Origin of the sequence: Pseudomonas rhodesiae, assembly GCF_007858255.1 — a bacterium.
GTDB lineage: Bacteria > Pseudomonadota > Gammaproteobacteria > Pseudomonadales > Pseudomonadaceae > Aquipseudomonas > Aquipseudomonas rhodesiae.
The window spans coordinates 76038-99449 of sequence record NZ_VFEU01000010.1 but is presented as its reverse complement, the minus strand read 5'-3'; the positions used below and the strand labels follow the sequence as shown (position 1 = coordinate 99449).

Below are 23412 nucleotides of genomic sequence, written 5' to 3'. Positions count from 1 at the left end.
TGTTTCAGGCGTAGCGGCTGCTCAAGCTTGTAGCCCATCGAATGTACGATCCAAGGAGCGCTGCCATGTCACTCAAACCGTTTTTATTGATCCCCGCCCTGAGCGCCGTATTGCTGTTATCGGCCTGTGCCGGGCCGATGCCCAAGGCGGACCCGAGCGAGGCCTGGATCGGCCTTAAAGAGGAGGCGCCCAATGACCTGCTGGCCGAACGTGTAGACGGCAAGCGCGTGGACGATGGACGCTTCTTCGAGGTGACACCGGGTGACCATCGCTTGGACGTGACGCTGTTCGAGGACGAACCCGGTGACGACAATCAGCAAGACTGCCAGGGGCGTGTCGAATACAAGCATTTCAAGGCGGGCGAGCACTACACCTTGGTGGAGTCCAGCCTGGGGATGACCGTACGCGCAACCCTAAAGGATGCACAGGGTCACGAAGTGGCGGCGACACAGGACTTCAATTGCATGCCTGGTTAAGCGTGACGCACCACCGCTTTGTGAGGCTTAGCGGGTTTGACGTGGGGGTGATGGTGCCGACGGGTAATGCGCAACACCCCCCACAACATGGCGCCGGCTACCGCCAGCCAACCGCAGATCAACAGGAAAATCGTTGTTGCAAGGCTCATTTGGGCCTCCTTCGCCCCGCAGGGGGCACACACAGTCTTCTCAATGGACAGTCTAGCTACCTGGCGGTTGCCTGCTATTGACCAATGGTCGTGTCTGTCCAACGAGTTCGCTATATCCAGGCCCGACAGAAACGTGATTGGGCTATGATCAGCGCCCTCACCGACGGCTGATCAAGAGAGTAGAAAAGTGCGGTTACGGTCGAATCTCCCAACGTCCCTGCTGCTGGCCTTCACCCTGGGGCTCACCGCGTGTGCCGGGCACCCCTCAAAACTAGCGGGCCTGCCTGAGCGGGTCGAACTCAATGGCGTGCCGACCTTCCGCAGCGAGGTCTATCAAAGCGGCCCTGCTGCATTAGCCAGCATGCTGTCGCAACAAGGCATTGTGATGACACCGGGGCTGCTGGATAAACCGCTGCATTTGCCGGGCGGCGAGGCAAACCTGGAGCGCACGATGCCGCAATTGGCGCGCGAATATGGGCTGATGGTGTACCCGTTGGAGGCCAAGTTGACCGCCGTGCTGGCGCAGGTGGCCGCGGGTTATCCGGTGATGGCACGCCTCGGCGGCGGGCTCTGGTCCGACGCGCGGTATGTCGTGGTGGTGGGCTTCAATCAGCAAAAGAGCACGGTGTTACTGCGCTCGGGCATGGACCGGCGGCTATTGATGAGCTTCAGCGATTTCGAATCGAAATGGGCCAGTGCCGGACATTGGGCGATCCTCACCCAGCGCCCGAGCCAGTTGCCGGCCAATGTGGATGCGCAGCGCTGGCGCGAGGCGGCCGATGCCACGGCCCAGGCCGGGCAGGAGCGGGCGGCGGCGCAGGCGCTTAAAGTCTTGGCGGATCACCGATAACAATGGGGGCAGGGCGCAGAGCCCCTCCCATCGGTTCTTCGGTGTTATTCAGCGCCGGACCTCGGCGGCATTCGCGCGGTTTTTCAGGTTTTTGTCGGCTTTGTAGCGCAACGCGACATCCGGCACCGCGCCGCCCTTGCCGGTCTCGACCCAACTGCGGATACGGCTGGCGTCGGCGAAGTGGGTGTACTTGCCGAAAGCATCGAGGATCACCAGCGACACCGGTCGGTTGCCCATGCTGGTCACCAGCACCAGGCAATGGCCGGCTTGGTTGGTGAAGCCGGTCTTGGTCAGCTTGATATCCCAGTTGGCGCGGTTGATCAGATGGTCAGTGTTGGAGAAACCCAGGGTGTAGTTGGGCTTGCGGAAGGCTACGGTCTTTTCCTTGGTGGTGCTCAACTGGCTCAACATCGGGTACTTGCGCGCAGCGGCCAACAGCTTGCTCAAGTCGCGAGCGGTGGATACGTTGTGGATCGATAGGCCAGTGGGTTCGACATAGTGGGTGCTGGTCATGCCGAGGGCCTTGGCCTTGGCGTTCATTGCCGCGATAAACGCCGAATAGCCGCCCGGATAGTGGTGGGCCAGGCTGGCGGCGGCACGGTTTTCCGAGGACATCAGGGCGATCAGCAGCATTTCTTTGCGCGGCATTTCGCTGCCGATCTTCACGCGGGAGAACACACCTTTCATTTCTGGCGTATCGGTGATGTTGATATCGATGTACTCGTCCATGTTTTGCTTGGCTTCGAGGACGATCAGGCCGGTCATCAGCTTGCTTACAGACGCAATGGGCACCACCACGTCGGGGTTGCTGGCATAGATGACTTTGTTGGTTTGCAAGTCGACCAGCATGGCGCTGCCGGAAGCGATTTGCAGTTTGGAAGGATCGCGGGGCGCCAGGGCGGTTTCGGCGGCATGCGCGACAGTGCCTGTGAATGCGAAAAATAGGCTGATGATGGAAAGACGAATTTTCACGCGGATGAACTCGCTAAAAAGTAAGAAATACCGTTAGGAAAACGGGTTTTTGATAAATGGCGTTACATTTTAGGAGTATGGATCAGAAACTGTCGAATGTTCTTACAGAACCAGACGAAAGTGCTTAAAAACAAAGAAAAAACAGGTTTTATTCCGGCTAATAAAAAGCCCCGCGATAAGGCGGGGCTTCTTCAGTACATGCGGTTATTAATCGTGCAGGGTTTCCGCGGCGTACAGGGTATTTTCCAGCAGGCAGGCGCGGGTCATTGGGCCGACGCCGCCTGGCACCGGCGTGATCCAGCCGGCGCGGGGCAGGGCGGTGTCGTAGACCACGTCGCCCACCAGCTTGCCGTCTTCCTGGCGATTGATGCCGACGTCGATAACGATTGCACCCTCTTTGATCCACTCACCTTTGACCAGGCCCGGCTTGCCGGCGGCAACCACCACCAGGTCGGCGCGTCCGACGTGGCCGGCGAGGTCCTTGGTGAAACGATGGGTCACGGTCACGGTGCAGCCGGCCAGCAACAGCTCCATGGCCATCGGGCGACCGACGATGTTCGACGCGCCCACCACCACGGCATCGAGACCGTACAGGTCGACACCGGTGCTTTCCAGCAGGGTCATGATGCCTTTGGGGGTGCAGGGGCGCAGCAGCGGGATGCGCTGTGCCAGGCGCCCGACGTTATAAGGATGGAAACCGTCGACGTCCTTGTCCGGGCGAATGCGCTCAAGCAATTTGGACGCGTCCAGGTGATCCGGCAGGGGCAGTTGCAGTAGCACACCGTCTATCGTCGGGTCCTCGTTGAGGCTGTCGATCAGGTCGGTCAGGGCCTGCTGGGTGGTCTGCGCAGGCAGGTCGTAGGCCTTGGAAATAAAGCCGACCTCTTCACAGTCTTTACGCTTGTGCGAGACATAAACCTGAGACGCAGGATCGCTGCCGACCAGGATCACCGCGAGTCCCGGTGTGCGCAGGCCTTGCTGGCTGCGCTCTGCGACCCGTTTGGCGATCTGCTGGCGCAGGCTGGCGGCGATTGATTTGCCGTCGATAAGTTGTGCAGTCATTACGCGTGATTAACCATCGAGAGGGGGAAGAAAAGTGCGCGCATTCTCGCACGCCAAGACGTGAGGGCAAAGGCGCTTGGTCTGCAAATTGCCCTAACTCCTTAAATAAAATGAATTTTTTTCAAAAAAGATTTGACGGGTTTCAGGGCGCTCTATACTATTCGTCGCACTTGTCGGGCACAGCCTAGCACTGGTTAAGAAGGTCGAGCAGAATCACTGTTCTGTAAGGCTGGAAGCACTTAGTTTGTAATCCTCCAAGAGTACAGATTAATAAGGCGCCCGTAGCTCAGCTGGATAGAGCATCCGCCTTCTAAGCGGATGGTCGCAGGTTCGAGTCCTGCCGGGTGCGCCATTAGGCAGCTTTGGCACAAGTAGCGCTATATGGTGGGCGTAGCTCAGTTGGTAGAGCACGGGATTGTGACTCCCGTTGTCGAGGGTTCGATCCCCTTCGTCCACCCCATATTTTGAAAGGCGCCAGATTTTACAGTCTGGCGCCTTTGCTTTAAGAGCTTCAAGCGCGGATGTGGTGGAATTGGTAGACACACTGGATTTAGGTTCCAGCGCCGCAAGGCGTAAGAGTTCGAGTCTCTTCATCCGCACCAATCAAAGCTTTGTTCGATCGTAAGATCGAGCAGGGCTCAACAAAGAAGTGGTTTGGTTTCTTTGTTAACGCAATATGGTGGGCGTAGCTCAGTTGGTAGAGCACGGGATTGTGACTCCCGTTGTCGAGGGTTCGATCCCCTTCGTCCACCCCATATTCGAAAGGCGCCAGATTTAACAGTCTGGCGCCTTTTTTGGTTTTAGCGGTTCGGATCGTGGGCGGCCGTAGCTACCGGGTCGCAGTGTCAGGGATGGAAGTGATGGCCTCTTCTATATATAGAAGAGGCGGCACAGAGCCCTGGCATGATTGGCTGTATTTGTCAGCGGGGCGAGGAGCAGCAGTGCTCTCGTGCCGATAAATTGCCGGCTGTTTGCGAGCATATTTCCAGTAGGGTGACTTCTTGAGTTTGACCCACTAGAATGCATGCCCTTGATTGGGGTCGGAAATGGCCGGCTAACGTCTGTGCAACGAGGAATATCCATGCAAGTTTCTGTTGAAAATACTACTGCTCTCGAGCGCCGCCTGAGCATCACCGTGCCGGCAGAGCGTATCGAGACTGCGGTCAACAAGCGTCTGCAGCAGACTGCCCAGAAGGCCAAGATCGCTGGTTTCCGTCCAGGCAAAGTGCCGATGAGCGAAATCAAGCGTCGTTTTGGTGCCGATGCGCGTCAGGAAGCTGTTGGTGACGTCATTCAGGCTTCTTTCTACGAAGCCGTTGTCGAGCAAAAGCTGAACCCAGCCGGCTCGCCTTCGATCGAGCCTAAGTCCCTGGAAGCAGGCAAGGACCTGGAATACGTAGCCGTATTCGAAGTGTTCCCTGAATTCGAAGTTGCCGGCTTCGAGGGTATCGCTATCGAGCGCCTGAGCGCTGAAGTGGCCGATTCCGATCTGGACAACATGCTGGAAATCCTGCGCAAGCAGAACACCCGTTTTGAAGTGGTCGAGCGTGCCGCCCAGAACGAAGACCAACTGAACATCGATTTCGTTGGCAAGGTTGACGGCGAAGTATTCGCTGGCGGTTCTGCCAAGGGCACTCAACTGGTGTTGGGTTCCAATCGCATGATCCCTGGTTTCGAAGATGGCCTGGTTGGCGCTAAAGCTGGCGAAGAGCGCGTTTTGAACCTGACCTTCCCGGCTGACTATCAGAACCTGGACCTGGCCGGTAAAACCGCCGAGTTCACCGTGACCGTCAACAGCGTTTCCGAGCCTAAGCTGCCAGAGCTGAATGAAGAGTTCTTCGCTCAGTTCGGTATTAAAGAAACCGGCATCGAAGGTTTCCGCGCCGAAGTTCGCAAGAACATGGAGCGTGAGCTGCGCCAGGCCATCAAGTCCAAGGTGAAGAACCAAGTCATGGACGGTCTACTGGCCGCCAACCCGATCGAAGTACCTAAGGCTCTGCTGTCCAATGAAGTGGATCGCCTGCGCGTTCAAGCGGTTCAGCAGTTTGGTGGCAACATCAAGCCTGATCAACTGCCTGCCGAGCTGTTCGAAGAGCAAGCCAAGCGTCGCGTAGTGCTGGGTTTGATCGTGGCTGAAGTGGTCAAGCAATTTGACCTCAAGCCTGACGAAGATCGCGTTCGTGAAATGATCCAGGAGATGGCTTCGGCCTACCAGGAGCCTGAGCAGGTCGTGGCTTGGTACTACAAGAACGACCAGCAACTGAACGAAGTACGTTCGGTTGTGCTGGAAGAACAAGTTGTGGATACTGTTCTGCAGAAGGCTAAGGTGACCGATAAAGCGGTCTCTTACGAAGAAGCAGTCAAACCGGCGGAAGCAGCACAAGCCGACTGATTGTCCAACTCGTTGGAAATACAACCATAAGCCAGCCTCGCGCTGGCTTATGCGTTTTCAAGACATGACTATTTGGGAGTAACTGCAGAGCATGTTCCGTAATTCCTATATTCAGCAGAACTCTGATATCCAGGCCGCCGGCGGCCTGGTCCCGATGGTTGTCGAGCAGTCCGCTCGTGGCGAACGCGCCTACGACATCTACTCGCGCCTGCTCAAGGAGCGAGTGATCTTTCTGGTTGGTCCGGTAGAGGACTACATGGCCAACCTGATTTGCGCGCAACTGCTGTTCCTTGAAGCGGAAAACCCGGACAAGGACATCCATCTTTACATCAACTCGCCGGGTGGTTCGGTGACTGCGGGTATGTCGATCTACGACACCATGCAGTTCATCAAGCCAAACGTGTCGACCACTTGTATCGGCCAGGCGTGCAGCATGGGCGCATTCCTGCTGACTGCGGGTGCTCCGGGCAAACGTTTCTGTCTGCCGAACTCCCGCGTGATGATTCACCAGCCATTGGGTGGTTTCCAAGGTCAGGCGTCGGATATCGAGATCCACGCCAAGGAAATCCTCTTCATCCGCGAGCGTTTGAATACGCTGATGGCCAAGCACAGTGGTCGCACGCTGGAAGAAATCGAGCGTGATACCAACCGTGACAATTTCATGAGTGCGGAAATGGCGCGTGAATACGGGTTGATCGACGCAGTGATTGACCACCGCCCCGCATAATATAAGCCGCTCAAAATAAGGTGGGTCGGCGTAGCCGATCATCGGCGGGCTTGAAAAAGCCCGCATAAGCCTTCATCTTGTGTTGCAAGCCTATCGGATTTGGATCGAACGAATGACTGACACCCGCAACGGCGAGGACAACGGCAAGCTGCTCTATTGCTCCTTCTGTGGCAAAAGCCAGCATGAAGTACGCAAATTGATTGCCGGCCCCTCGGTCTTTATCTGCGACGAGTGCGTCGACCTGTGCAATGACATCATCCGCGAGGAGGTGCAGGAAGCCCAGGCCGAAAGCAGCGCGCATAAATTGCCTTCGCCCAAAGAAATCAGCGGCATTCTTGACCAGTATGTGATCGGTCAAGAGCGCGCCAAGAAGATTCTGGCCGTAGCGGTGTACAACCACTACAAGCGCTTGAATCAACGTGACAAGAAAGGTGAAGAGGTCGAACTCGGCAAGAGCAACATCTTGCTGATCGGTCCTACAGGTTCGGGTAAGACCCTGCTTGCGGAGACCCTCGCTCGCCTGCTGAACGTTCCCTTCACCATCGCTGACGCGACCACCCTCACCGAGGCTGGCTACGTGGGCGAGGACGTCGAGAACATCATTCAGAAATTGCTGCAAAAATGTGATTACGATGTCGAGAAGGCCCAGATGGGTATTGTCTACATCGACGAAATCGACAAGATTTCGCGCAAATCCGACAACCCGTCCATCACTCGGGACGTGTCCGGCGAGGGTGTGCAGCAAGCGCTGTTGAAACTGATTGAAGGCACGGTTGCCTCCGTACCGCCGCAAGGTGGCCGCAAGCACCCGCAGCAGGAATTCCTTCAGGTTGATACGCGTAATATTCTGTTCATCTGTGGCGGTGCGTTCTCCGGTCTGGAAAAGGTTATTCAAAACCGTTCCACCCGTGGCGGCATCGGTTTCAGTGCGGAAGTGCGCAGCAAGGAAGAAGGTAAGAAAGTGGGCGAGTCCCTGCGTGAAGTCGAGCCTGACGATTTGGTCAAGTTCGGTCTGATCCCGGAATTCGTCGGCCGTCTGCCGGTCCTGGCTACGTTGGATGAGCTGGATGAGGCTGCTCTGATTCAGATCCTCACCGAGCCGAAAAACGCCCTGACCAAGCAATACGCCAAGCTTTTCGAAATGGAAGGTGTAGACCTCGAGTTCCGTACCGATGCGCTCAAATCTGTAGCGAAGCGGGCACTGGAGCGTAAGACCGGTGCGCGCGGTTTGCGCTCGATCCTCGAAGGTGTGTTGCTCGACACCATGTATGAAATTCCCTCGCAGTCCGAGGTGAGTAAAGTGGTGATCGACGAAAGCGTTATAGAGGGTAAGTCCAAGCCACTGTATATCTATGAAAACAGTGAGCCGGCTGCCAAGGCTGCGCCAGACGCATAAGCGTTTCGCGGTTTCGGTACAGACAAAGGGGCCTCCAGGGGCCCCTTTGTTTTTTTGTAGGTTCTTACTGCGTTTAACTGCCGGCAATAAGCTTGTTTTTTTTGCATGCAGCCCCCATCTTGGCTTCATGCTTACTTTTGAACTGTCATAGAGGCGAAATCATGAAGACCACCATCGAATTGCCTCTCCTGCCGTTGCGTGATGTTGTCGTCTATCCGCACATGGTTATCCCGCTGTTCGTGGGGCGCGAGAAGTCTATCGAAGCCCTCGAGGCCGCGATGACGGGCGACAAGCAGATCCTGCTGTTGGCCCAGAAAAATCCAGCTGATGATGATCCAGGCGAAGACGCCCTGTATCGGGTCGGCACTGTTGCTACTGTTCTGCAATTGCTCAAACTGCCGGATGGCACCGTCAAGGTGCTGGTGGAAGGCGAGCAACGCGGCGCGGTGGAACGCTTCATGGAGGTGGATGGCCACCTACGTGCCGAGGTGGCGTTGATCGATGAGATTGAGGCCCCGGAGCGCGAGTCTGAAGTGTTCGTACGCAGTCTGCTCTCGCAATTCGAGCAGTATGTACAGTTGGGCAAGAAGGTCCCGGCTGAAGTCCTATCTTCTCTTAATAGCATTGATGAGCCCAGCCGCCTGGTCGATACCATGGCTGCCCATATGGCGCTGAAGATCGAACAGAAGCAGGACATCCTCGAAATCATCGACCTGCCGGCTCGCGTCGAGCATGTGCTGGCGCTGTTGGACGCTGAAATCGACCTGCTGCAGGTTGAAAAGCGCATTCGTGGCCGCGTTAAGAAGCAGATGGAACGCAGCCAGCGTGAGTACTATCTGAATGAGCAGATGAAGGCCATTCAGAAAGAGCTCGGCGACAGCGAGGAAGGCCACAACGAAATCGAAGAGCTGAAAAAGCGCATCGATGCCGCAGGTCTACCTAAAGATGCATTGACCAAAGCCACCGCCGAGCTGAACAAGCTCAAGCAAATGTCGCCGATGTCGGCCGAAGCCACCGTGGTGCGCTCCTACATCGACTGGCTGGTGCAGGTGCCGTGGAAGGCTCAGACCAAGGTGCGCCTGGACCTGGCCCGCGCCGAAGACATTCTCGACGCCGACCACTACGGCCTTGAAGAGGTCAAGGAGCGCATCCTTGAATACCTCGCCGTACAGAAGCGCGTGAAGAAAATCCGCGGGCCGGTGCTGTGCCTGGTCGGGCCGCCTGGCGTGGGCAAGACCTCTCTGGCCGAATCCATCGCCAATGCCACCAACCGTAAATTCGTCCGTATGGCTCTGGGTGGCGTGCGGGATGAGGCGGAAATTCGTGGCCATCGCCGCACCTATATCGGTTCGATGCCAGGAAGATTGATTCAAAAGATGACCAAAGTCGGCGTGCGCAATCCGCTGTTCTTGCTCGATGAAATCGACAAGATGGGCAGCGACATGCGTGGCGATCCGGCCTCGGCCTTGCTCGAGGTTCTCGATCCTGAGCAAAACCACAATTTCAACGACCATTACCTCGAAGTCGATTACGACTTATCCGACGTCATGTTCCTGTGCACCTCCAACTCCATGAATATTCCGCCGGCGCTGCTGGATCGGATGGAGGTGATTCGTCTGCCGGGTTACACCGAAGACGAGAAGATCAACATCGCGGTCAAGTACCTCGCGCCCAAGCAGACATCGGCCAATGGCCTGAAGAAGGGCGAGATTGAGTTCGAGGTCGAAGCGATTCGCGACATCGTGCGTTACTACACCCGCGAGGCCGGTGTGCGGGGGCTTGAGCGCCAGATCGCGAAGATCTGCCGCAAGGCGGTCAAAGAGCATGCTTTGGAAAAACGCTTCGCGGTGAAGGTGACGGCCGACTCCCTTGAGCACTTCCTGGGCGTGCGCAAATTCCGTTACGGGCTGGCTGAGCAGCAGGATCAGGTCGGGCAGGTGACGGGTTTGGCGTGGACTCAAGTGGGGGGTGAGCTGCTGACCATTGAGGCTGCGGTGATCCCTGGCAAGGGCCAGTTGATCAAGACCGGTTCCCTGGGGGATGTGATGGTCGAGTCCATCACCGCCGCGCAGACCGTGGTGCGCAGTCGCGCTCGGAGCCTGGGGATCCCCTTGGACTTCCATGAGAAGCACGACACCCATATCCATATGCCGGAAGGGGCGACCCCGAAGGATGGTCCAAGCGCCGGCGTGGGCATGTGCACCGCGCTGGTGTCGGCATTGACCGGTATTCCGGTACGCGCTGATGTAGCTATGACCGGGGAAATTACTCTGCGTGGTCAAGTATTGGCCATTGGTGGTCTGAAAGAGAAATTGCTTGCCGCGCACCGTGGTGGAATCAAGACCGTGATCATTCCTGAAGAGAATGTTCGCGACTTGAAGGAAATTCCTGACAATATCAAGCAAGATCTTCAGATTAAACCCGTTAAATGGATTGACGAGGTCCTGCAAATTGCGCTGCAATACGCGCCGGAGCCCTTGCCGGATGTGGCCCCGGAGATAGTTGCTAAGGACGAAAAACGAGAGTCTGATTCCAAGGAAAGAATTAGCACGCATTAATGCGAATAAGCCTGGAGGCTTCCTTGACAGCTTTTTAGAGCCCTTGTTATAAAGCGGCTCTTAAGTGTCTGTAGGCCATTCAGCACTGGTTTTTGCTTTCACCAAAAAACTTAGAATCATACTCAATAGATATATAAGGGGACTTAGAGTGAACAAGTCGGAACTGATTGATGCTATCGCTGCATCCGCTGATATCCCGAAAGCTGCTGCTGGCCGTGCGCTGGATGCAGTAATCGAATCCGTCACTGGCGCTCTTAAGGCCGGCGACTCCGTGGTACTGGTAGGCTTCGGTACTTTCTCTGTGACTGACCGCCCAGCTCGCACTGGCCGCAACCCACAGACTGGCAAAGCACTGCAAATCGCTGCTGCCAAGAAACCAGGTTTCAAAGCCGGTAAAGCCCTGAAAGAAGCCGTCAACTAAGTTTCGATCAAGCCTTACCTACCCGGGTCAGACGCAGGTCTGGCCTGGCAGCGGAGCGGCAGCTGACCCACGTATCCATTGGGTCGCCACGCCGGGGGTGTGGGTTCAAACCCCCGTCCGCTCCGCCAGTTACGAGAAGGCGCATCCTCGGATGCGCCTTTCTTCTATCCGGACTCTACCCACGCTCCACGGTTGCCAATTTTTGAAGTTCAACCGTTTCTGGGGGACGCATGCTGCAAAATATCAGGGACAATTCACAAGGCTGGATTGCCAAGACCATTATCGGGATCATCGTCGCATTGATGGCGTTCACCGGTATCGAAGCGATTTTCCAGGCTTCGACCAACACCAAGCAGGACGTGGCCAAGGTCAACGGTGAAACCATCACCCAGACCGAACTGAGCCAGGCCGTCGACATGCAACGGCGCCAGCTGATGCAACAGCTGGGCAAAGATTTCGATGCTTCGCTGCTGGACGAAAAATTGCTGCGCGAGGCGGCCCTCAAGGGTCTTATCGATCGCAAGCTGCTGCTGCAAGGTGCCGCCGATTCCAAGTTTGGCTTCTCTGAAGCCGCGCTGGATCAGGTGATCCTGCAGACACCGGAATTCCAGGTGGATGGCAAATTCAGTCCAGAACGATTTGATCAGGTGATTCGTCAACTGGGCTATACCCGTTTGCAATTCCGTCAGATGCTGACGCAAGAAATGCTTATCGGCCAGGTTCGCGCAGGTATCGCCGGCAGTGGTTTCGTAACCGACGCCGAGGTGCTGGCTTTTGCCCGTCTGGAGAAACAGACCCGCGATTTCGCCACCGTCAACATCAAGGCCAATCCTGCAGCGGTGAAGCTGACCGACGAGGAGGTCAAGGCCTACTACGATCAGCACGCCAAAGAGTTCATGACCCCTGACCAAGTGGTCATCGATTACCTCGAGTTGAAGAAGTCGTCCTTCTTTGATCAGGTCAACGTCAAGGACGATGAGCTGCAGGCGGCTTATCAAAAGGAAATCGCCAACCTCGCTGAACAGCGTCGTGCCGCGCATATCCTGATTGAAGTCAACGACAAGGTCACCGACGCTCAGGCGAAAGCGAAAATCGAAGAAATCCAGGCACGCCTGGCCAAAGGTGAGAAGTTCGAAGCCTTGGCCAAGGAGTTCTCTCAGGACCCTGGTTCGGCCAGCAACGGCGGCGACCTCGGTTTCGCCGGCCCTGGCGTTTACGATCCGGATTTCGAAACCGCCCTGTACGCGTTGAACAAAGACCAGGTCTCGGCACCGGTGCGCACCACCTTTGGTTGGCACTTGATCAAGCTGCTGGGGGTTGAAGCACCTGAGGTGCCGACTTTTGCCAGCCTGAAGGACAAGCTGACCCGCGAGCTGAAGACTCAGCAGGTCGAGCAGCGTTTCGTCGAAGCCACCAAGCAGTTGGAGGATGCGGCGTTCGAAGCGTCCGACCTGGCTCAGCCGGCGTCTGACCTCAAGCTCACTGTGCACACCTCGGCGCCATTTGGCCGTGACGGCGGTGAAGGGGTCGCGGCTAACAGGGCCGTGGTGACCGCCGCATTCAGCCCGGAAGTGCTGGATGAAGGCGCTAACAGTAGCGCCATCGAGCTGGACCCTGAAACCATCATCGTGCTGCGTGCCAAGGAGCACCGCAAACCTGCGCAATTGCCGCTGGAGAGCGTTGTCACGGCAATCCGTGCTCAGATGACCAAGGAGCGCGCCAGCGCGGCGGCCAAGACCCATGCCGACGAGCTGATTGCCAGCCTGCGTGATGGCAAGACCCCGTTGAACCAGCCGATTGACGGTCAGGCGTGGAAAGTTACCGAAGCGGCTACCCGTGGCCAGGAAGGGATTGATCCTGCCGTGCTGCAAGCCTTGTTCCGCATGCCAAAGCCTGCGTCCAAGGACAAGCCGACCTTCACCACCGTGACCCTGGCCGATGGTAGCCTGATGATCGTGCGGTTGAACGGTGTCAACGAAGCAGCTGCCCCATCGGACGAAGAAAAGGCGCAATACCGCCGCTTCCTCGCTTCCCGTGTCGGTCAACAGGACTTCGCGGCTTATCGTAAACAGTTGGAAACCAAGGCTGACATCAAGAAATACTGATGCCGGCTTGAACAAAAAGCCTCCGGCCTGAAAAGTCCGGGGGCTTTTTCATGGGTGTTCGTTCAGGGGGGCGTAGTCAACCTGTGACGTTTTACCGACAGGAATACGCGCGCCTGCCCCCCGTTCTGTTGCACAATACCGCCCAGATCGTTTTCCTCAGGATTATCAATGTCGACATCATTTCACTTGCGCAGCCTCGGGTTGGCGTTGGTGTTGGCGGGCGCCGCGGGCTGCTCGTCACCCAAGACCGCTATTTATGAACATGAGAACTTCGACGATTCCGGCACCTTTTCCCGGGACTACCCAGTCAGCGATGTGGCAGCGTGCGAAGCCGCACGGCGTGCGTTGCTGAGCCAGGGCTACATCATCACCAGCAGCGACCCAAAACTGGTGGTGGGCAACAAGAGCTTCCAGCAGAGTGGCGAAACCCATTTGCAGATCAGTTTCAACGTGGTGTGTGCCGACGACGGCAAAGGCAAGAAACATTCAACGATGTTTGCCAACGCCTTGCAGGACCGCTACGCGCTGAAGAAGGTTAACAACTCGGCGAGCCTGGGAGTGGGGGTGCTGGGTTCGGTGTCGATGCCGATCGGCTCCACCGATGACTCCATGGTCAAGGTCGCCAGTGAAACGGTGTCCGCGCCCAAGTTCTATGAGCGCTACTTTGCGCTGGTGGACGTGTTCCTGCCCCAGGAAGTGAAGAAGGCCGAGCATATTCCGGAGAAGCCGAAGGCTGAACTGGGGGTGCCAGAGCCTAAAACCGAGCCGGCCGCCGAGAAAGTCGAGGCGCCCAAGGATCAGCCAGCTGAGCCTGCCGCCTCGCAACCGCTCGCTCCACCGGCAGAACCCGCGCCGATTGCGCCTCAGGCGGCGCCCGAAGCAGTCCCCGCGCCAGAACCTACGCCGGCTCCCGCGCCGACCAATCCCGACCTGCCCGCGCCGACAGAAGCCATTCCCCCGCTGCCTACGCCTGCACAGTAATCAACACGCTACGGGATCGACGCTGATCCCGTAGCGGCGAGTGCCTCCACTGCCTCCCTGGGCTAAATCACCGACCTGCTGCTACGTTTAATCCTCAAGTGCAGAAACGTCATGGCGCTGACTTTTTTTCGTCATCACGGCACTTTAGGCTGAATATGCGGGTCATTTGCTAAGGCCGCTCTACACCGGCTTTTCTCATCCAAAACAGGGAGCACACCATGGACGATTATCAAGAAGAGCTGTTGGAGTATCAGGCGTTTGAACTGGACCCTTTGGATCCGGCCGACGATGCCACCGAGCTGTAACACCGACCTTAGGCGGAATGCCGCTGACTGCGGCGAAACTCCCCTGGGGTCTGGTTGTTCCATCGCCTGAACGCGCGTTGAAAGGCCTGGGCTGAGGCAAACCCGAGCAAGTAGGCGATTTCGCCGAAGGCCAGTTCCGTATCGCGGATATAGGTCATGGCCAGATCGCGGCGGGTGTCATTGAGAATTGCGCGAAACTGGGTGCCTTCTTCCGCCAGTTTGCGTCGCAGGGTCCAGGTCGGCAGCTTCAAGCGTGCCGCCACTTCTTCCAGGTCGGGTTCCCGACCGCCATTGAGCATAGGCCCGAGCAAACGGGTAATGCGCTCGCTCAGGCTGCGAGTGCGGGTCAACTGCTCCAACTCCCGTTCGCACAATTGCAGCAACAGGTGCCAGGTACTTGGGCAATGTTGCGGGTTGCGCAGGGCCAGGGTGGCTTGGCTCAGACGCAGTTGGTTCAGATCAGCACCGAATTGCACAGGGCTATCGCCCAGCAGGCTATAGCGTTCGCTGTAGTCGGGGGCTTGAAATTCGATCTCGATCCGCTGGGCCTGCACCGGTTGCAGGGCCAGGCTGGACAATTGATGCAGCCAGCCAGCAATGATCGAGTCGACCACAAAGCGGTTGTAGGCGTTATACGGGCTGATGGAGTAGAAGCGCAGCCAAGCGCCTTGGGCGTCCTCGTGAAAGCTCGATTGCCCGCGGTAGTTGGAGCCGTACAGCGGCTCAAAGCGCGTCAACGTGCGTGCGGCCTCGCGCACGGTGGGCGCTTGAGCGGCGGTGACACCGGCGAGTCCAGCCTGGCTCAGACGGCTGAGCTGGCCCATGCGCAGGCCCAGGGCAGGGTCGCCGGTGAGCTGTATGGCGGCGTGGCCCAGACGCATATAGCGGGGGATCGACAACCGCGCGCCGGCTTCGGCCAATCGCGCCGGGTCGAGGCCGTATTGCAGCAGCAGGGGTTGCGGGTCCAGGCCATGGCTGTGCACCGCGTCGGCCAAGGTGTGCACGAAGCCCACCGACAAGTCCCCCAGACGCACTGGTTTCACAGCGTTACAGCCAGATATTCAGCATGCGCGCGCCACGGGCGTCGCCATCGGCGGTGATCTGGCCGTTGCTGCTGAGGAAGCTGTGCCCCGCAGTGCCCAGGTCCCAGAACTGCCCGCGTAGAAATACGCTCATACCGGCGCTGGCCTGGCTGACGGGTTGCTGGCTGATCAGCGTGAGCCGGCGCCAAGCCTCGCCCTCACTGAGTTCCTCGGGCTTGAGGCTGACTTCCGGCGGCGTGGAAACGCTCTTGAAGCCGCGCCATGGCCGGTCCCAGGTCTCGCGGCCAAGCACGAATGCCGGCACGGCGATCAACTGGGCGCCGCTGTCATTGAGTTTGCGGTAATTGTCCGGGTACCAGCTGTCGCTGCCCACCAATATGCCCAGGCGACCCGCCGGCGTGTCCACCACATTGACTACGTTTTCGTCACCTGGTTGGATAAATTCGCGCTCGTCGTAGATCGGGTAGAGCTGGCGCTGGGGATCGCCGATGGGCAAGCCGTCGGCAGCGAATACCACGCTGGCGTTGTACAGGGCGCCGTGCCCGATCTGCAGTTGCCGTTGGCTGATGCTCGGGTTGGGTAGGGCGATGGACCCGGCCACCAGGGTCACGCCGAACTCTTTGGCCAGCCCGCCGAACAGTACCTGATAGTCGCGAGCCATGGCGGGCGCTTTCATGCGCAGGTAGGCGTCGTCCATGCGGTCGGCGCCGGTGGCGCTGATCCAGGCGCGCAGGAACTGCACCGGGTTGCTGATCGACAGCCAGTTCATAGCCTCCTTGAGGTGCAGCGCTTGATAGACTTCGTTCTTTTCGCCGGTGAGCATCAGCCAGGTGCCGATGTGTTCGGGCAGCACCACAATGGTCTTGTCGTTGATCAAGCCTTGGTCGCGGGCGTTTTGCAGATACGCAGCGAGTTTCAGGTGCAGGCGTTCCAGGCTCTGGTAGTCGGCGGGAAACAACTCCGGCTGGATGCCTAGTAGGTTGCCTCGGTCGGCTGGTACGCCTTCGTTGACGGCCAGGGTGATGCGCAGGTCCGACAGGTAATGCGCCACAGGGCGCTCCTGGGTCCAGACCAGATACGCGGTGACGGCGGCAACCAGGGCCAGGGTGACGGTGAACGCTAGAAGTTTACGCATGGGCAACAGACAACAGACCGGGTGCTGGGTTCGGCGTCTAGGGTAGGGCCCATGCCTTGGCTTGCCAAGGGGCGCTGTACATTTGGATCAATAACTTGTCAGTTTCAGTCATTGAGCAGTCGGTAACCGCCTCTTAGTCTGTGGGGCATAAACCGATGGTTGGCCATTCGAGCCGGCCACGTCCCGTGATGACCTGCCGTGGAGCTGTACCATGACCGCCGCTGCTTACCCGCACCTGCTGGCCCCGTTGGACCTGGGCTTTACCACTTTGCGCAACCGTACCCTGATGGGATCGATGCACACCGGCCTGGAAGAAAAACCCGGCGGTTTCGAGCGCATGGCCGCCTATTTCGCCGAGCGCGCCCGGGGTGGCGTGGGTTTGATGGTCACCGGCGGTATTGGCCCCAACGATGAGGGCGGTGTGTACGCCGGCGCGGCCAAACTGACCACCGAGGAAGAAGCGCAGAAGCACAAAATCGTGACCCAAGCGGTGCATGCGGCGGGCGGTAAGATCTGCATGCAGATCCTCCACGCCGGGCGGTATGCCTACAGCCCCAAGCAAGTGGCACCGAGCGCGATCCAGGCGCCGATCAACCCGTTCAAGCCCAAGGAGTTGGACGAGGAAGGCATCGAAAAACAGATCCAGGATTTCGTCACTTGCTCGCGGCTGGCTCAGGTCGCCGAGTACGATGGCGTAGAAATCATGGGCTCTGAAGGCTACTTCATTAACCAGTTCCTCGCCGCGCACACCAACCACCGCACCGACCGTTGGGGCGGCAGCTACGAGAACCGCATGCGCCTGGCCGTGGAAATCGTGCGTCGTGTGCGCGAAGCGGTGGGGCCGAATTTCATTATTATCTTCCGCCTGTCGATGCTCGACCTGGTGGAAGGTGGCAGCACCTGGGAAGAAATCTTGCAACTGGCCAAGGCCATCGAGCAGGCCGGTGCGACCATCATCAACACCGGTATCGGCTGGCACGAAGCACGCATCCCGACCATTGCCACTAAAGTGCCGCGTGGCGCGTTCAGCAAAGTCACCGCCAAGTTGCGCGGCGCGGTACAGATCCCGCTGATCACCACCAACCGCATCAATACCCCGGAGATTGCCGAGCGCATCCTGGCCGAAGGTGATGCCGACATGGTGTCGATGGCGCGGCCGTTCCTTGCCGACCCCGAGTTCGTCAACAAGGCGGCCGCCGGGCGTGCCGATGAGATCAACACCTGCATCGGCTGCAACCAGGCGTGCCTGGATCACACCTTCGGCGGCAAGCTGACCACCTGCCTGGTCAACCCCCGTGCGTGCTACGAAACCGAGCTTAACTACCTGCCGGTCAAACAGATCAAGAAAATTGCCGTGGTCGGTGCCGGCCCCGCCGGTCTGGCGGCGGCGACGGTGGCCGCCGAGCGTGGGCACCAAGTGACCCTGTTCGATGCCGCCAGCGAGATCGGCGGTCAGTTCAATATCGCCAAGCGCGTGCCAGGCAAAGAAGAATTCTTCGAAACCCTGCGCTACTTCAAACGCAAATTGCAGACCACCCATGTCGAGGTGTGCCTCAATACTCGCGTGGACGTTGCGCAACTGGCGGCCGGCGGCTATGACGAAATCATCCTGGCCACCGGCATTGCGCCACGCACCCCGGCTATCCCAGGGATCGATAATCCCAAGGTGCTGAGCTACCTGGACGTGATCCTTGAACGCCAGCCGGTTGGCCAGCGCGTGGCGGTGATCGGCGCCGGCGGCATTGGCTTCGACGTATCGGAGTTCCTAGTGCATCAGGGCGTGTCCACCAGCCTGGACCGTGAGGCGTTCTGGAAGGAATGGGGCATCGACACCCAACTGCAGGCCCGTGGCGGTGTGGCCGGTATCAAGCCCCAGCCCCATGCGCCGGCGCGAGAAGTGTTCCTGCTGCAACGCAAGGCTTCCAAGGTCGGCGATGGCCTGGGCAAGACCACTGGTTGGATCCACCGCACCGGCTTGAAGAACAAGCAGGTGCAGATGCTTAACAGCGTCGAGTACCTGAAGATCGATGACCAAGGCCTGCATATCCGTATCGGTGCCGAGGGCGAGCCGCAGTTGCTGGCGGTGGACAACATCGTCATCTGCGCCGGTCAGGACCCGCTGCGCGACTTGCACGACGGCCTGGTCGCCGCTGGGCAGAACGTGCACCTGATCGGCGGCGCGGACGTGGCGGCCGAGCTGGACGCCAAGCGCGCTATCAACCAAGGCTCGCGCCTCGCCGCCGAGCTGTAATGCCCTGAGCCGGGGCGGTGCTAGACTACCGCCCCGTTTTCCAGGCAGATCCACCCCCATGGGCCCCTTCGATTGGCTTCCCATCGCTCCCCTTGAACCATTGCACCTCGATTGGCTGAACGGCATCGAGCTGGCTGTGCTGCGCCTGGACCGTATAGACCCCCTGATCAGCGGCAACAAGTGGTTCAAACTCACCGAGCATTTGAGGCAGGCAGAGCAGGCCGGTGCCCGTGGCATCATCAGCCTGGGCGGGGCTTACTCCAACCATTTGCATGCCTTGGCGGCAGCGGGTGAGCGCTTTGGTTTCGCCACTGTCGGCCTGTTGCGCGGCCATCCTCAAGACACCCCCACCGTCCTCGACCTGAAAGCCTTTGGCATGCACCTGCATTGGCTGGGCTACGCCGGCTATCGCGCGCGTCACGGGGCGGACTTCTGGTTGCCGTGGCGTGAGCAATACCCGCAGTTGTATCCGGTGCCCGAAGGCGGCGGCGGGCTCCCCGGTGCGCTGGGTTGCGCGGTGCTGGTGGAGCAGGTCCGTGGGCAATTGAGCAAGCTGGGTTGGGACGCTTACGACGCTTGGTGGCTGGCCGCCGGCACGGGGACGACCCTGGCAGGTTTGGCCTTGGCAGAAGCGGGCGCCCACCCGGTGTACGGTGCGATGGCGGTGCCGGATGATCACGGCGTGGCCCAGAATGTGGGGGCGATTGTGGCCGGGGGCTACGAATTGCTGGAGGCCAGCCGCGGTGGGTTCGCCAAGGCCGACGCTGCATTGCTCGACTTTATGCAAACCACCGAACGGGCCACTGGCCTGCCGCTGGAGCCGCTCTATACCGGCAAGGCGCTGTTGGCGTTGAAGCAGCAGATCGAGGCCGGGCGGTTCTCGCCCGGCACGCGTCTGATCTTTGTGCACACCGGTGGCTTGCAGGGCCGTCGCGGGTTCACAGGTTAGCGCGCTTACCCGGCATCATCCGCAGCGCGGTGTTATCGCGAATCACATAGTGGTGCACGATTCCCGCCAGCGCATGCAGGCCGATCAGCCAGTAGCCGATTTTGCCGAACAGCACATGCCAACCTTCGAACTCTTTGGCCAACGCCTTGTTTTCAGCGATCAGCGGTGGCAGCTCAAGACCATAGAACATCACTGAATGCCCTTCGGCGCTGACGATCAGCCAACCGGCAATCGGCATGCCGATCATCAAGGCGTACAGCGCCCAGTGCATCAGTGTGGCCAGCAGGCTCTGCCATGGCGGCGGGGTGGGGATGATCTTTGGCGCGACCCCCAGGCTCCGGGCGAACAGGCGCAGCCACACCAGCACGAACACGGTGAGGCCGAACATAAAGTGCATTTCCACGATCAACGTGCGTGCGCCGCTGCCCTTGGGGAACTGCCCGCGTAGCTCAATGCAGGCGTAAACCACCGCCAGCAGCACCACCATCAACCAGTGCAGCGCAATCGACATGGTGCTGTAGCGCGTATCGGAATTTTTCCACGGCATCGCTGGGATCCTCATTGGTCAGGGCATGCCTTCGTTCTTTTGTGACGAAGTATTTCTACTGTATGCCTGTTTCCAGGGATTTGTCCGCTGCGACAGCGTTGTTTTGACCTCAATCAGTGGCTTTGCGGCATTTCACCGCGGGCCAGGCGTTGGTTGATGTCGGCGATGACCGCCGGCAGGTCGTTAATGGTGTCGATCAGGTAGTGGGGCCGCGAGCCTTCGAACATCGCTTCGATTCGCCTGCGTTCGCTGGCCAGCGTGGCGGCGTCGAGGGCGCGAAATTGCGCATAGGTCAGCCCCAGCGCATTGCCAGAGCAGGTCAGCGCCACGGTCCACATGCCGGCGCGGCGGCCTTCGAGGATGCCCGGTACGGTGTCGTCGACTTTTACGCACGCTGCCACGTCGTCAATGCCCAGGGCGATCACATTCGCCAGGGCCTGGGCGGGCCATGGACGGCCATTGGGTACTTCGTCAGTGGCGACCACATGGTCGGCGACGTAGCCGTTGCGCGCGGCCAGGGCGACCACTTTGTCCATCACCTGCTTGGGGTAGCCGGAGCAGGAGCCGATCTTGATGTTCTGGGCACGCAGTGTGGCGATGGTATCGAGCGCGCCGGGGATCAGCGCCGAATGCTCGGCGATCTTCTCGATCTGCAGGGGCATAAAGCGCTTGTAAATGGCCGTAACGTCGTCATCGGTGGGCGTGCGCCCGAATGCCTGGCGGTAGCGCTCGGCAACCTGCGGCTGATTGCACAGGGTGCGGATGTGGTCCCACTTGCCCATGCCCATCGGGCCCCGGGCTTCGTCGATGGATACCTGCACGCCGAACTCGGCGAAGGCCTCGACAAAAATCTGCGTGGGCGCGAAGGAGCCAAAGTCGACCACGGTGCCGGCCCAATCCAGGATCACGGCCTGGAGTTTGGTGGGGTTTTGATAGTTCATGCGGGTACTCCAGACGCAGAGAGAAGAGGGATGTCCATGGCGCGCAATACCTGGGCGATGGAGGTTACGGCGGCGCGCATGTCGGTAGCGTCGACATGGCCGATGCAGCCGACGCGAAAGGTTTCCACCTGGGTCAATTTGCCGGGGTAGAGGATGAAACCCTTGGCCTTGACCCGTTCGTAGAACTCCTTGAACTGGTAGCGCGAGTGTTGCGGGGCGTGGAAGGTGACGATGATCGGTGCTTGGATCGCCGCCGGTAGGAAGCTGCGCAGGCCCAGCTCGGCCATGCCCTCAAGCAGCGTCTGACAATTGTGCGCGTAGCGCTGATGGCGCGCGGGCTGGCCGCCTTCTTCGTGGTATTGCAGCAGCGCTTCGTGCAGGGCCGCCACCACATGGGTGGGCGGGGTGAAGCGCCATTGGCCGGTTTCGGCCATGTAACGGTGCTGCTCGAAAAGGTCCATCGCCAGGGAGTGGCAGTTGCCTTGAGCAGCGGCCAGCGCTTGTTTATCGAGAAAGACAAAACCCATGCCCGGCACGCCTTCCAGGCACTTGCCTGAGGCCGCTATCAGCGCGTCAAACGGCACTTCGCGGGCATCGATCGGCAGCGCACCGAAGGAACTCATGGCGTCGACGATCAAGCGCTTGCCGTGGCTTTTTACCACCTGGGCGATGGCCGGCAGCGGGTTGAGAATGCCGGTGCTGGTTTCGCAATGGATCAGCGCGACATGGCTAATCGACGGATCGGCGTGCAGCAGGCGGTCCACATCGGCGGCGGTGGTGGGTTCGTCCTCGGCGGTTGCAAAAGTGCTGAATGCACGGCCGAGCACTTCGCATATCTTCGCCAGGCGTTTGCCGTAGGCGCCGTTGATCAGCACCAGCACCTTGCCATCCCGTGGCACCAGGGTGCCGATTGCTGCCTCGACGGCGAAGGTGCCGCTGCCTTGCAAGGGCACGCAGTGGTGGCTGTCGGCGCCATGAATGATTGCCAGCAACCGCGCGCGGACGCTGGCGGTGAGTTGGTTGAAGCGCTCATCCCAGGAACCCCAGTCCACCAGCATGGCCTGGCGGGTGCGGGCAGACGTGGTCAGAGGGCCTGGGGTCAACAGCATCGGCGCGGTAGGGAGCATCGTGGGTTCTCTTCAGCGTTGGGTTGAATCTACGGCGCTTACGTTGCGGTTTGGCGTGATATCAATCAAATTGTTTGTTGTTATGCGAGCTATCAGCGAGGCCGATAAGCATGAACCTGTTTCAACTGCGTGCATTCGATGCCGTGGCCCGCGAGGGCAGCTTTACCCGTGCGGCGGCGCGGCTGTTTATCAGCCAGCCAGCGGTAACCGGGCATATCAAGGCCCTGGAGGAGCACTACCAGATTCCGCTGTTGCGCCGCACGGCGCGGCGGGTCGAGTTGACCGAGGAGGGCGCGCGGCTGGCGGCGATCACCCGGGCGATCTTCGGTCTGGTGGACGAGGCCCAGGCCCTGCTCGAAGCCAATCGCCAGTTACTCAGCGGGCGCCTGGAAGTAGCGGCGGACGGTCCGCACCTGGTCATGCCGATGATCGCCAGCCTGCGCGCGCGGTACCCGGGCATCACCGTCAACCTGCGGCTGGGCAATGCTCAGGAGACCTTGGCCGCGCTGTTGGCCGAGCATGCCGATGTGGCGGTGCTGACCGAGGTGGAACCCCGCCATGGCGTGCATTTGCAGCCCTTGGGCGAATCGCATATCTGCGCCTTGGTCCCGTCCAGCCACCCATGGACGGAACTGCCCAACGGCATCGAGCTGAAGCAACTCGACGAGGTGATCATGGTGCTGCGCGAGCCCAGTTCGATCACCCGCCGCACCTTTGATGCCGCCTGCCAAGCCGCCGCTGTGCAGCCCAAGGTGCTGCTGGAACTGGATAGCCGTGAGGCGGTGACCGAGGCGGTCGCCGCGCAATTGGGCGTCGGCGTGGTGTCGTCGATGGAGGTCAGCCAAGACCCGCGGGTGCGGGCGGTGCCGATCCGCGGCGCCGGGCTACTGAACCGGCACAGCCTCGGTTGCATGGAGCGACGTCGTTCCCTGCGCCTGATCCAAGCGTTTTTCGAGCTGGCGCCGTGACGGTTTTTTGGTGGAACGATGCGTTCTCGCGCTATAAACTCTGCCCCCAAAGCGCCG

Annotated in this window: 20 protein-coding genes and 4 tRNA genes; 16 read left to right on the top strand and 8 right to left on the bottom strand. The window is 59.4% G+C overall.

What is annotated here, in order from left to right; translation table 11 throughout:
* Window positions 1-65 precede the first annotated feature (65 nt).
* Window positions 66-476 carry a PA0061/PA0062 family lipoprotein gene (locus FIV35_RS16440; protein ID WP_034098864.1) on the top strand — a complete coding sequence of 137 codons (411 nt, stop codon included), beginning with the start codon at window positions 66-68 and terminating at the stop codon, window positions 474-476.
* On the opposite strand, the gene FIV35_RS29620 is transcribed toward FIV35_RS16440, so the two are convergent.
* The gene (locus FIV35_RS29620; protein WP_167389900.1) at window positions 473-625 is read right to left on the bottom strand and encodes a hypothetical protein; all 153 of its coding nucleotides are present in this window, start codon (window positions 623-625) and stop codon (window positions 473-475) included. The genes FIV35_RS16440 and FIV35_RS29620 overlap by 4 nt on opposite strands.
* Before the next feature lie 187 nt (window positions 626-812).
* On the opposite strand from FIV35_RS29620, the gene FIV35_RS16435 reads away from it, so the two are divergent.
* Window positions 813-1475: a peptidase C39 family protein gene (locus FIV35_RS16435; RefSeq protein ID WP_052198982.1), complete on the top strand. Its 663-nt coding sequence runs from the start codon at window positions 813-815 to the stop codon at window positions 1473-1475.
* A 48-nt stretch (window positions 1476-1523) separates the two neighbouring features.
* Here FIV35_RS16435 and pbpG read toward each other — a convergent pair whose 3' ends face one another.
* Together pbpG and folD are read right to left on the bottom strand one after the other, a co-directional pair.
* Window positions 1524-2447 (bottom strand): D-alanyl-D-alanine endopeptidase, encoded by a 924-nt coding sequence (gene pbpG, locus FIV35_RS16430; RefSeq protein WP_034098860.1) that lies wholly within the window; start codon window positions 2445-2447, stop codon window positions 1524-1526.
* Between the two features lie 207 nt (window positions 2448-2654).
* Window positions 2655-3509: a bifunctional methylenetetrahydrofolate dehydrogenase/methenyltetrahydrofolate cyclohydrolase FolD gene (folD, locus tag FIV35_RS16425; RefSeq protein ID WP_034098858.1), complete on the bottom strand. Its 855-nt coding sequence runs from the start codon at window positions 3507-3509 to the stop codon at window positions 2655-2657.
* Between the two features lie 275 nt (window positions 3510-3784).
* On the opposite strand from folD, the gene FIV35_RS16420 reads away from it, so the two are divergent.
* From FIV35_RS16420 to FIV35_RS16370, 11 genes are all read left to right on the top strand, one after another.
* A tRNA-Arg gene (locus tag FIV35_RS16420) sits at window positions 3785-3861 on the top strand.
* Window positions 3862-3893: 32 nt separating this feature from the next.
* A tRNA-His gene (locus FIV35_RS16415) sits at window positions 3894-3969 on the top strand.
* Window positions 3970-4026: 57 nt separating this feature from the next.
* Window positions 4027-4111: transfer RNA gene (locus FIV35_RS16410), tRNA-Leu, on the top strand.
* Between the two features lie 77 nt (window positions 4112-4188).
* Window positions 4189-4264, top strand: a tRNA-His gene (locus FIV35_RS16405).
* Between the two features lie 326 nt (window positions 4265-4590).
* Window positions 4591-5901, top strand: a complete 1311-nt coding sequence (gene tig / locus FIV35_RS16400; protein ID WP_034138643.1) for a trigger factor — start codon at window positions 4591-4593, stop codon at window positions 5899-5901.
* A gap of 91 nt (window positions 5902-5992) precedes the next feature.
* The gene (gene clpP / locus FIV35_RS16395; RefSeq protein ID WP_034098854.1) at window positions 5993-6628 is read left to right on the top strand and encodes an ATP-dependent Clp endopeptidase proteolytic subunit ClpP; all 636 of its coding nucleotides are present in this window, start codon (window positions 5993-5995) and stop codon (window positions 6626-6628) included.
* 112 nt (window positions 6629-6740) lie between these two features.
* Window positions 6741-8024 (top strand): ATP-dependent Clp protease ATP-binding subunit ClpX, encoded by a 1284-nt coding sequence (clpX, locus tag FIV35_RS16390; RefSeq protein ID WP_034098852.1) that lies wholly within the window; start codon window positions 6741-6743, stop codon window positions 8022-8024.
* Between the two features lie 161 nt (window positions 8025-8185).
* Window positions 8186-10582 (top strand): endopeptidase La, encoded by a 2397-nt coding sequence (gene lon / locus FIV35_RS16385; protein WP_034138642.1) that lies wholly within the window; start codon window positions 8186-8188, stop codon window positions 10580-10582.
* A gap of 133 nt (window positions 10583-10715) precedes the next feature.
* Window positions 10716-11003 carry an HU family DNA-binding protein gene (locus FIV35_RS16380; protein ID WP_221034285.1) on the top strand — a complete coding sequence of 96 codons (288 nt, stop codon included), beginning with the start codon at window positions 10716-10718 and terminating at the stop codon, window positions 11001-11003.
* A gap of 230 nt (window positions 11004-11233) precedes the next feature.
* Window positions 11234-13108, top strand: coding sequence for a SurA N-terminal domain-containing protein (locus tag FIV35_RS16375; RefSeq protein WP_034138641.1), 1875 nt, complete (start codon window positions 11234-11236; stop codon window positions 13106-13108).
* 168 nt (window positions 13109-13276) lie between these two features.
* Window positions 13277-14089, top strand: a complete 813-nt coding sequence (locus FIV35_RS16370; protein WP_034138640.1) for a DUF2242 domain-containing protein — start codon at window positions 13277-13279, stop codon at window positions 14087-14089.
* A 313-nt stretch (window positions 14090-14402) separates the two neighbouring features.
* Here the strand turns inward: FIV35_RS16370 and FIV35_RS16365 are convergent, their stop codons facing one another.
* Both FIV35_RS16365 and FIV35_RS16360 read right to left on the bottom strand, forming a co-directional pair.
* The gene (locus FIV35_RS16365) at window positions 14403-15437 is read right to left on the bottom strand and encodes an AraC family transcriptional regulator (protein ID WP_034138639.1); all 1035 of its coding nucleotides are present in this window, start codon (window positions 15435-15437) and stop codon (window positions 14403-14405) included.
* 4 nt (window positions 15438-15441) lie between these two features.
* Window positions 15442-16572: a carbon-nitrogen hydrolase family protein gene (locus FIV35_RS16360; protein WP_034138638.1), complete on the bottom strand. Its 1131-nt coding sequence runs from the start codon at window positions 16570-16572 to the stop codon at window positions 15442-15444.
* A gap of 211 nt (window positions 16573-16783) precedes the next feature.
* On the opposite strand from FIV35_RS16360, the gene FIV35_RS16355 reads away from it, so the two are divergent.
* Both FIV35_RS16355 and FIV35_RS16350 read left to right on the top strand, forming a co-directional pair.
* Window positions 16784-18823 (top strand): NADPH-dependent 2,4-dienoyl-CoA reductase, encoded by a 2040-nt coding sequence (locus FIV35_RS16355; RefSeq protein ID WP_034138637.1) that lies wholly within the window; start codon window positions 16784-16786, stop codon window positions 18821-18823.
* Window positions 18824-18881: 58 nt separating this feature from the next.
* Window positions 18882-19772, top strand: coding sequence for a 1-aminocyclopropane-1-carboxylate deaminase/D-cysteine desulfhydrase (locus tag FIV35_RS16350; protein WP_034138636.1), 891 nt, complete (start codon window positions 18882-18884; stop codon window positions 19770-19772).
* Here FIV35_RS16350 and FIV35_RS16345 read toward each other — a convergent pair.
* The 3 genes from FIV35_RS16345 to FIV35_RS16335 form a co-directional block, all read right to left on the bottom strand.
* The gene (locus FIV35_RS16345; protein ID WP_034138635.1) at window positions 19762-20319 is read right to left on the bottom strand and encodes a cytochrome b; all 558 of its coding nucleotides are present in this window, start codon (window positions 20317-20319) and stop codon (window positions 19762-19764) included. The genes FIV35_RS16350 and FIV35_RS16345 overlap by 11 nt on opposite strands.
* Before the next feature lie 113 nt (window positions 20320-20432).
* Window positions 20433-21260 (bottom strand): phosphonoacetaldehyde hydrolase, encoded by an 828-nt coding sequence (phnX, locus tag FIV35_RS16340; protein ID WP_034138634.1) that lies wholly within the window; start codon window positions 21258-21260, stop codon window positions 20433-20435.
* Entirely contained in the window at window positions 21257-22387 is a 1131-nt protein-coding gene (locus tag FIV35_RS16335; protein ID WP_034138633.1) for a 2-aminoethylphosphonate--pyruvate transaminase, read from the bottom strand. The genes phnX and FIV35_RS16335 overlap by 4 nt, the downstream gene beginning before the upstream one ends.
* Before the next feature lie 110 nt (window positions 22388-22497).
* On the opposite strand from FIV35_RS16335, the gene FIV35_RS16330 reads away from it, so the two are divergent.
* Window positions 22498-23355 (top strand): LysR substrate-binding domain-containing protein, encoded by an 858-nt coding sequence (locus FIV35_RS16330; protein ID WP_034098836.1) that lies wholly within the window; start codon window positions 22498-22500, stop codon window positions 23353-23355.
* Window positions 23356-23412 lie beyond the last annotated feature (57 nt).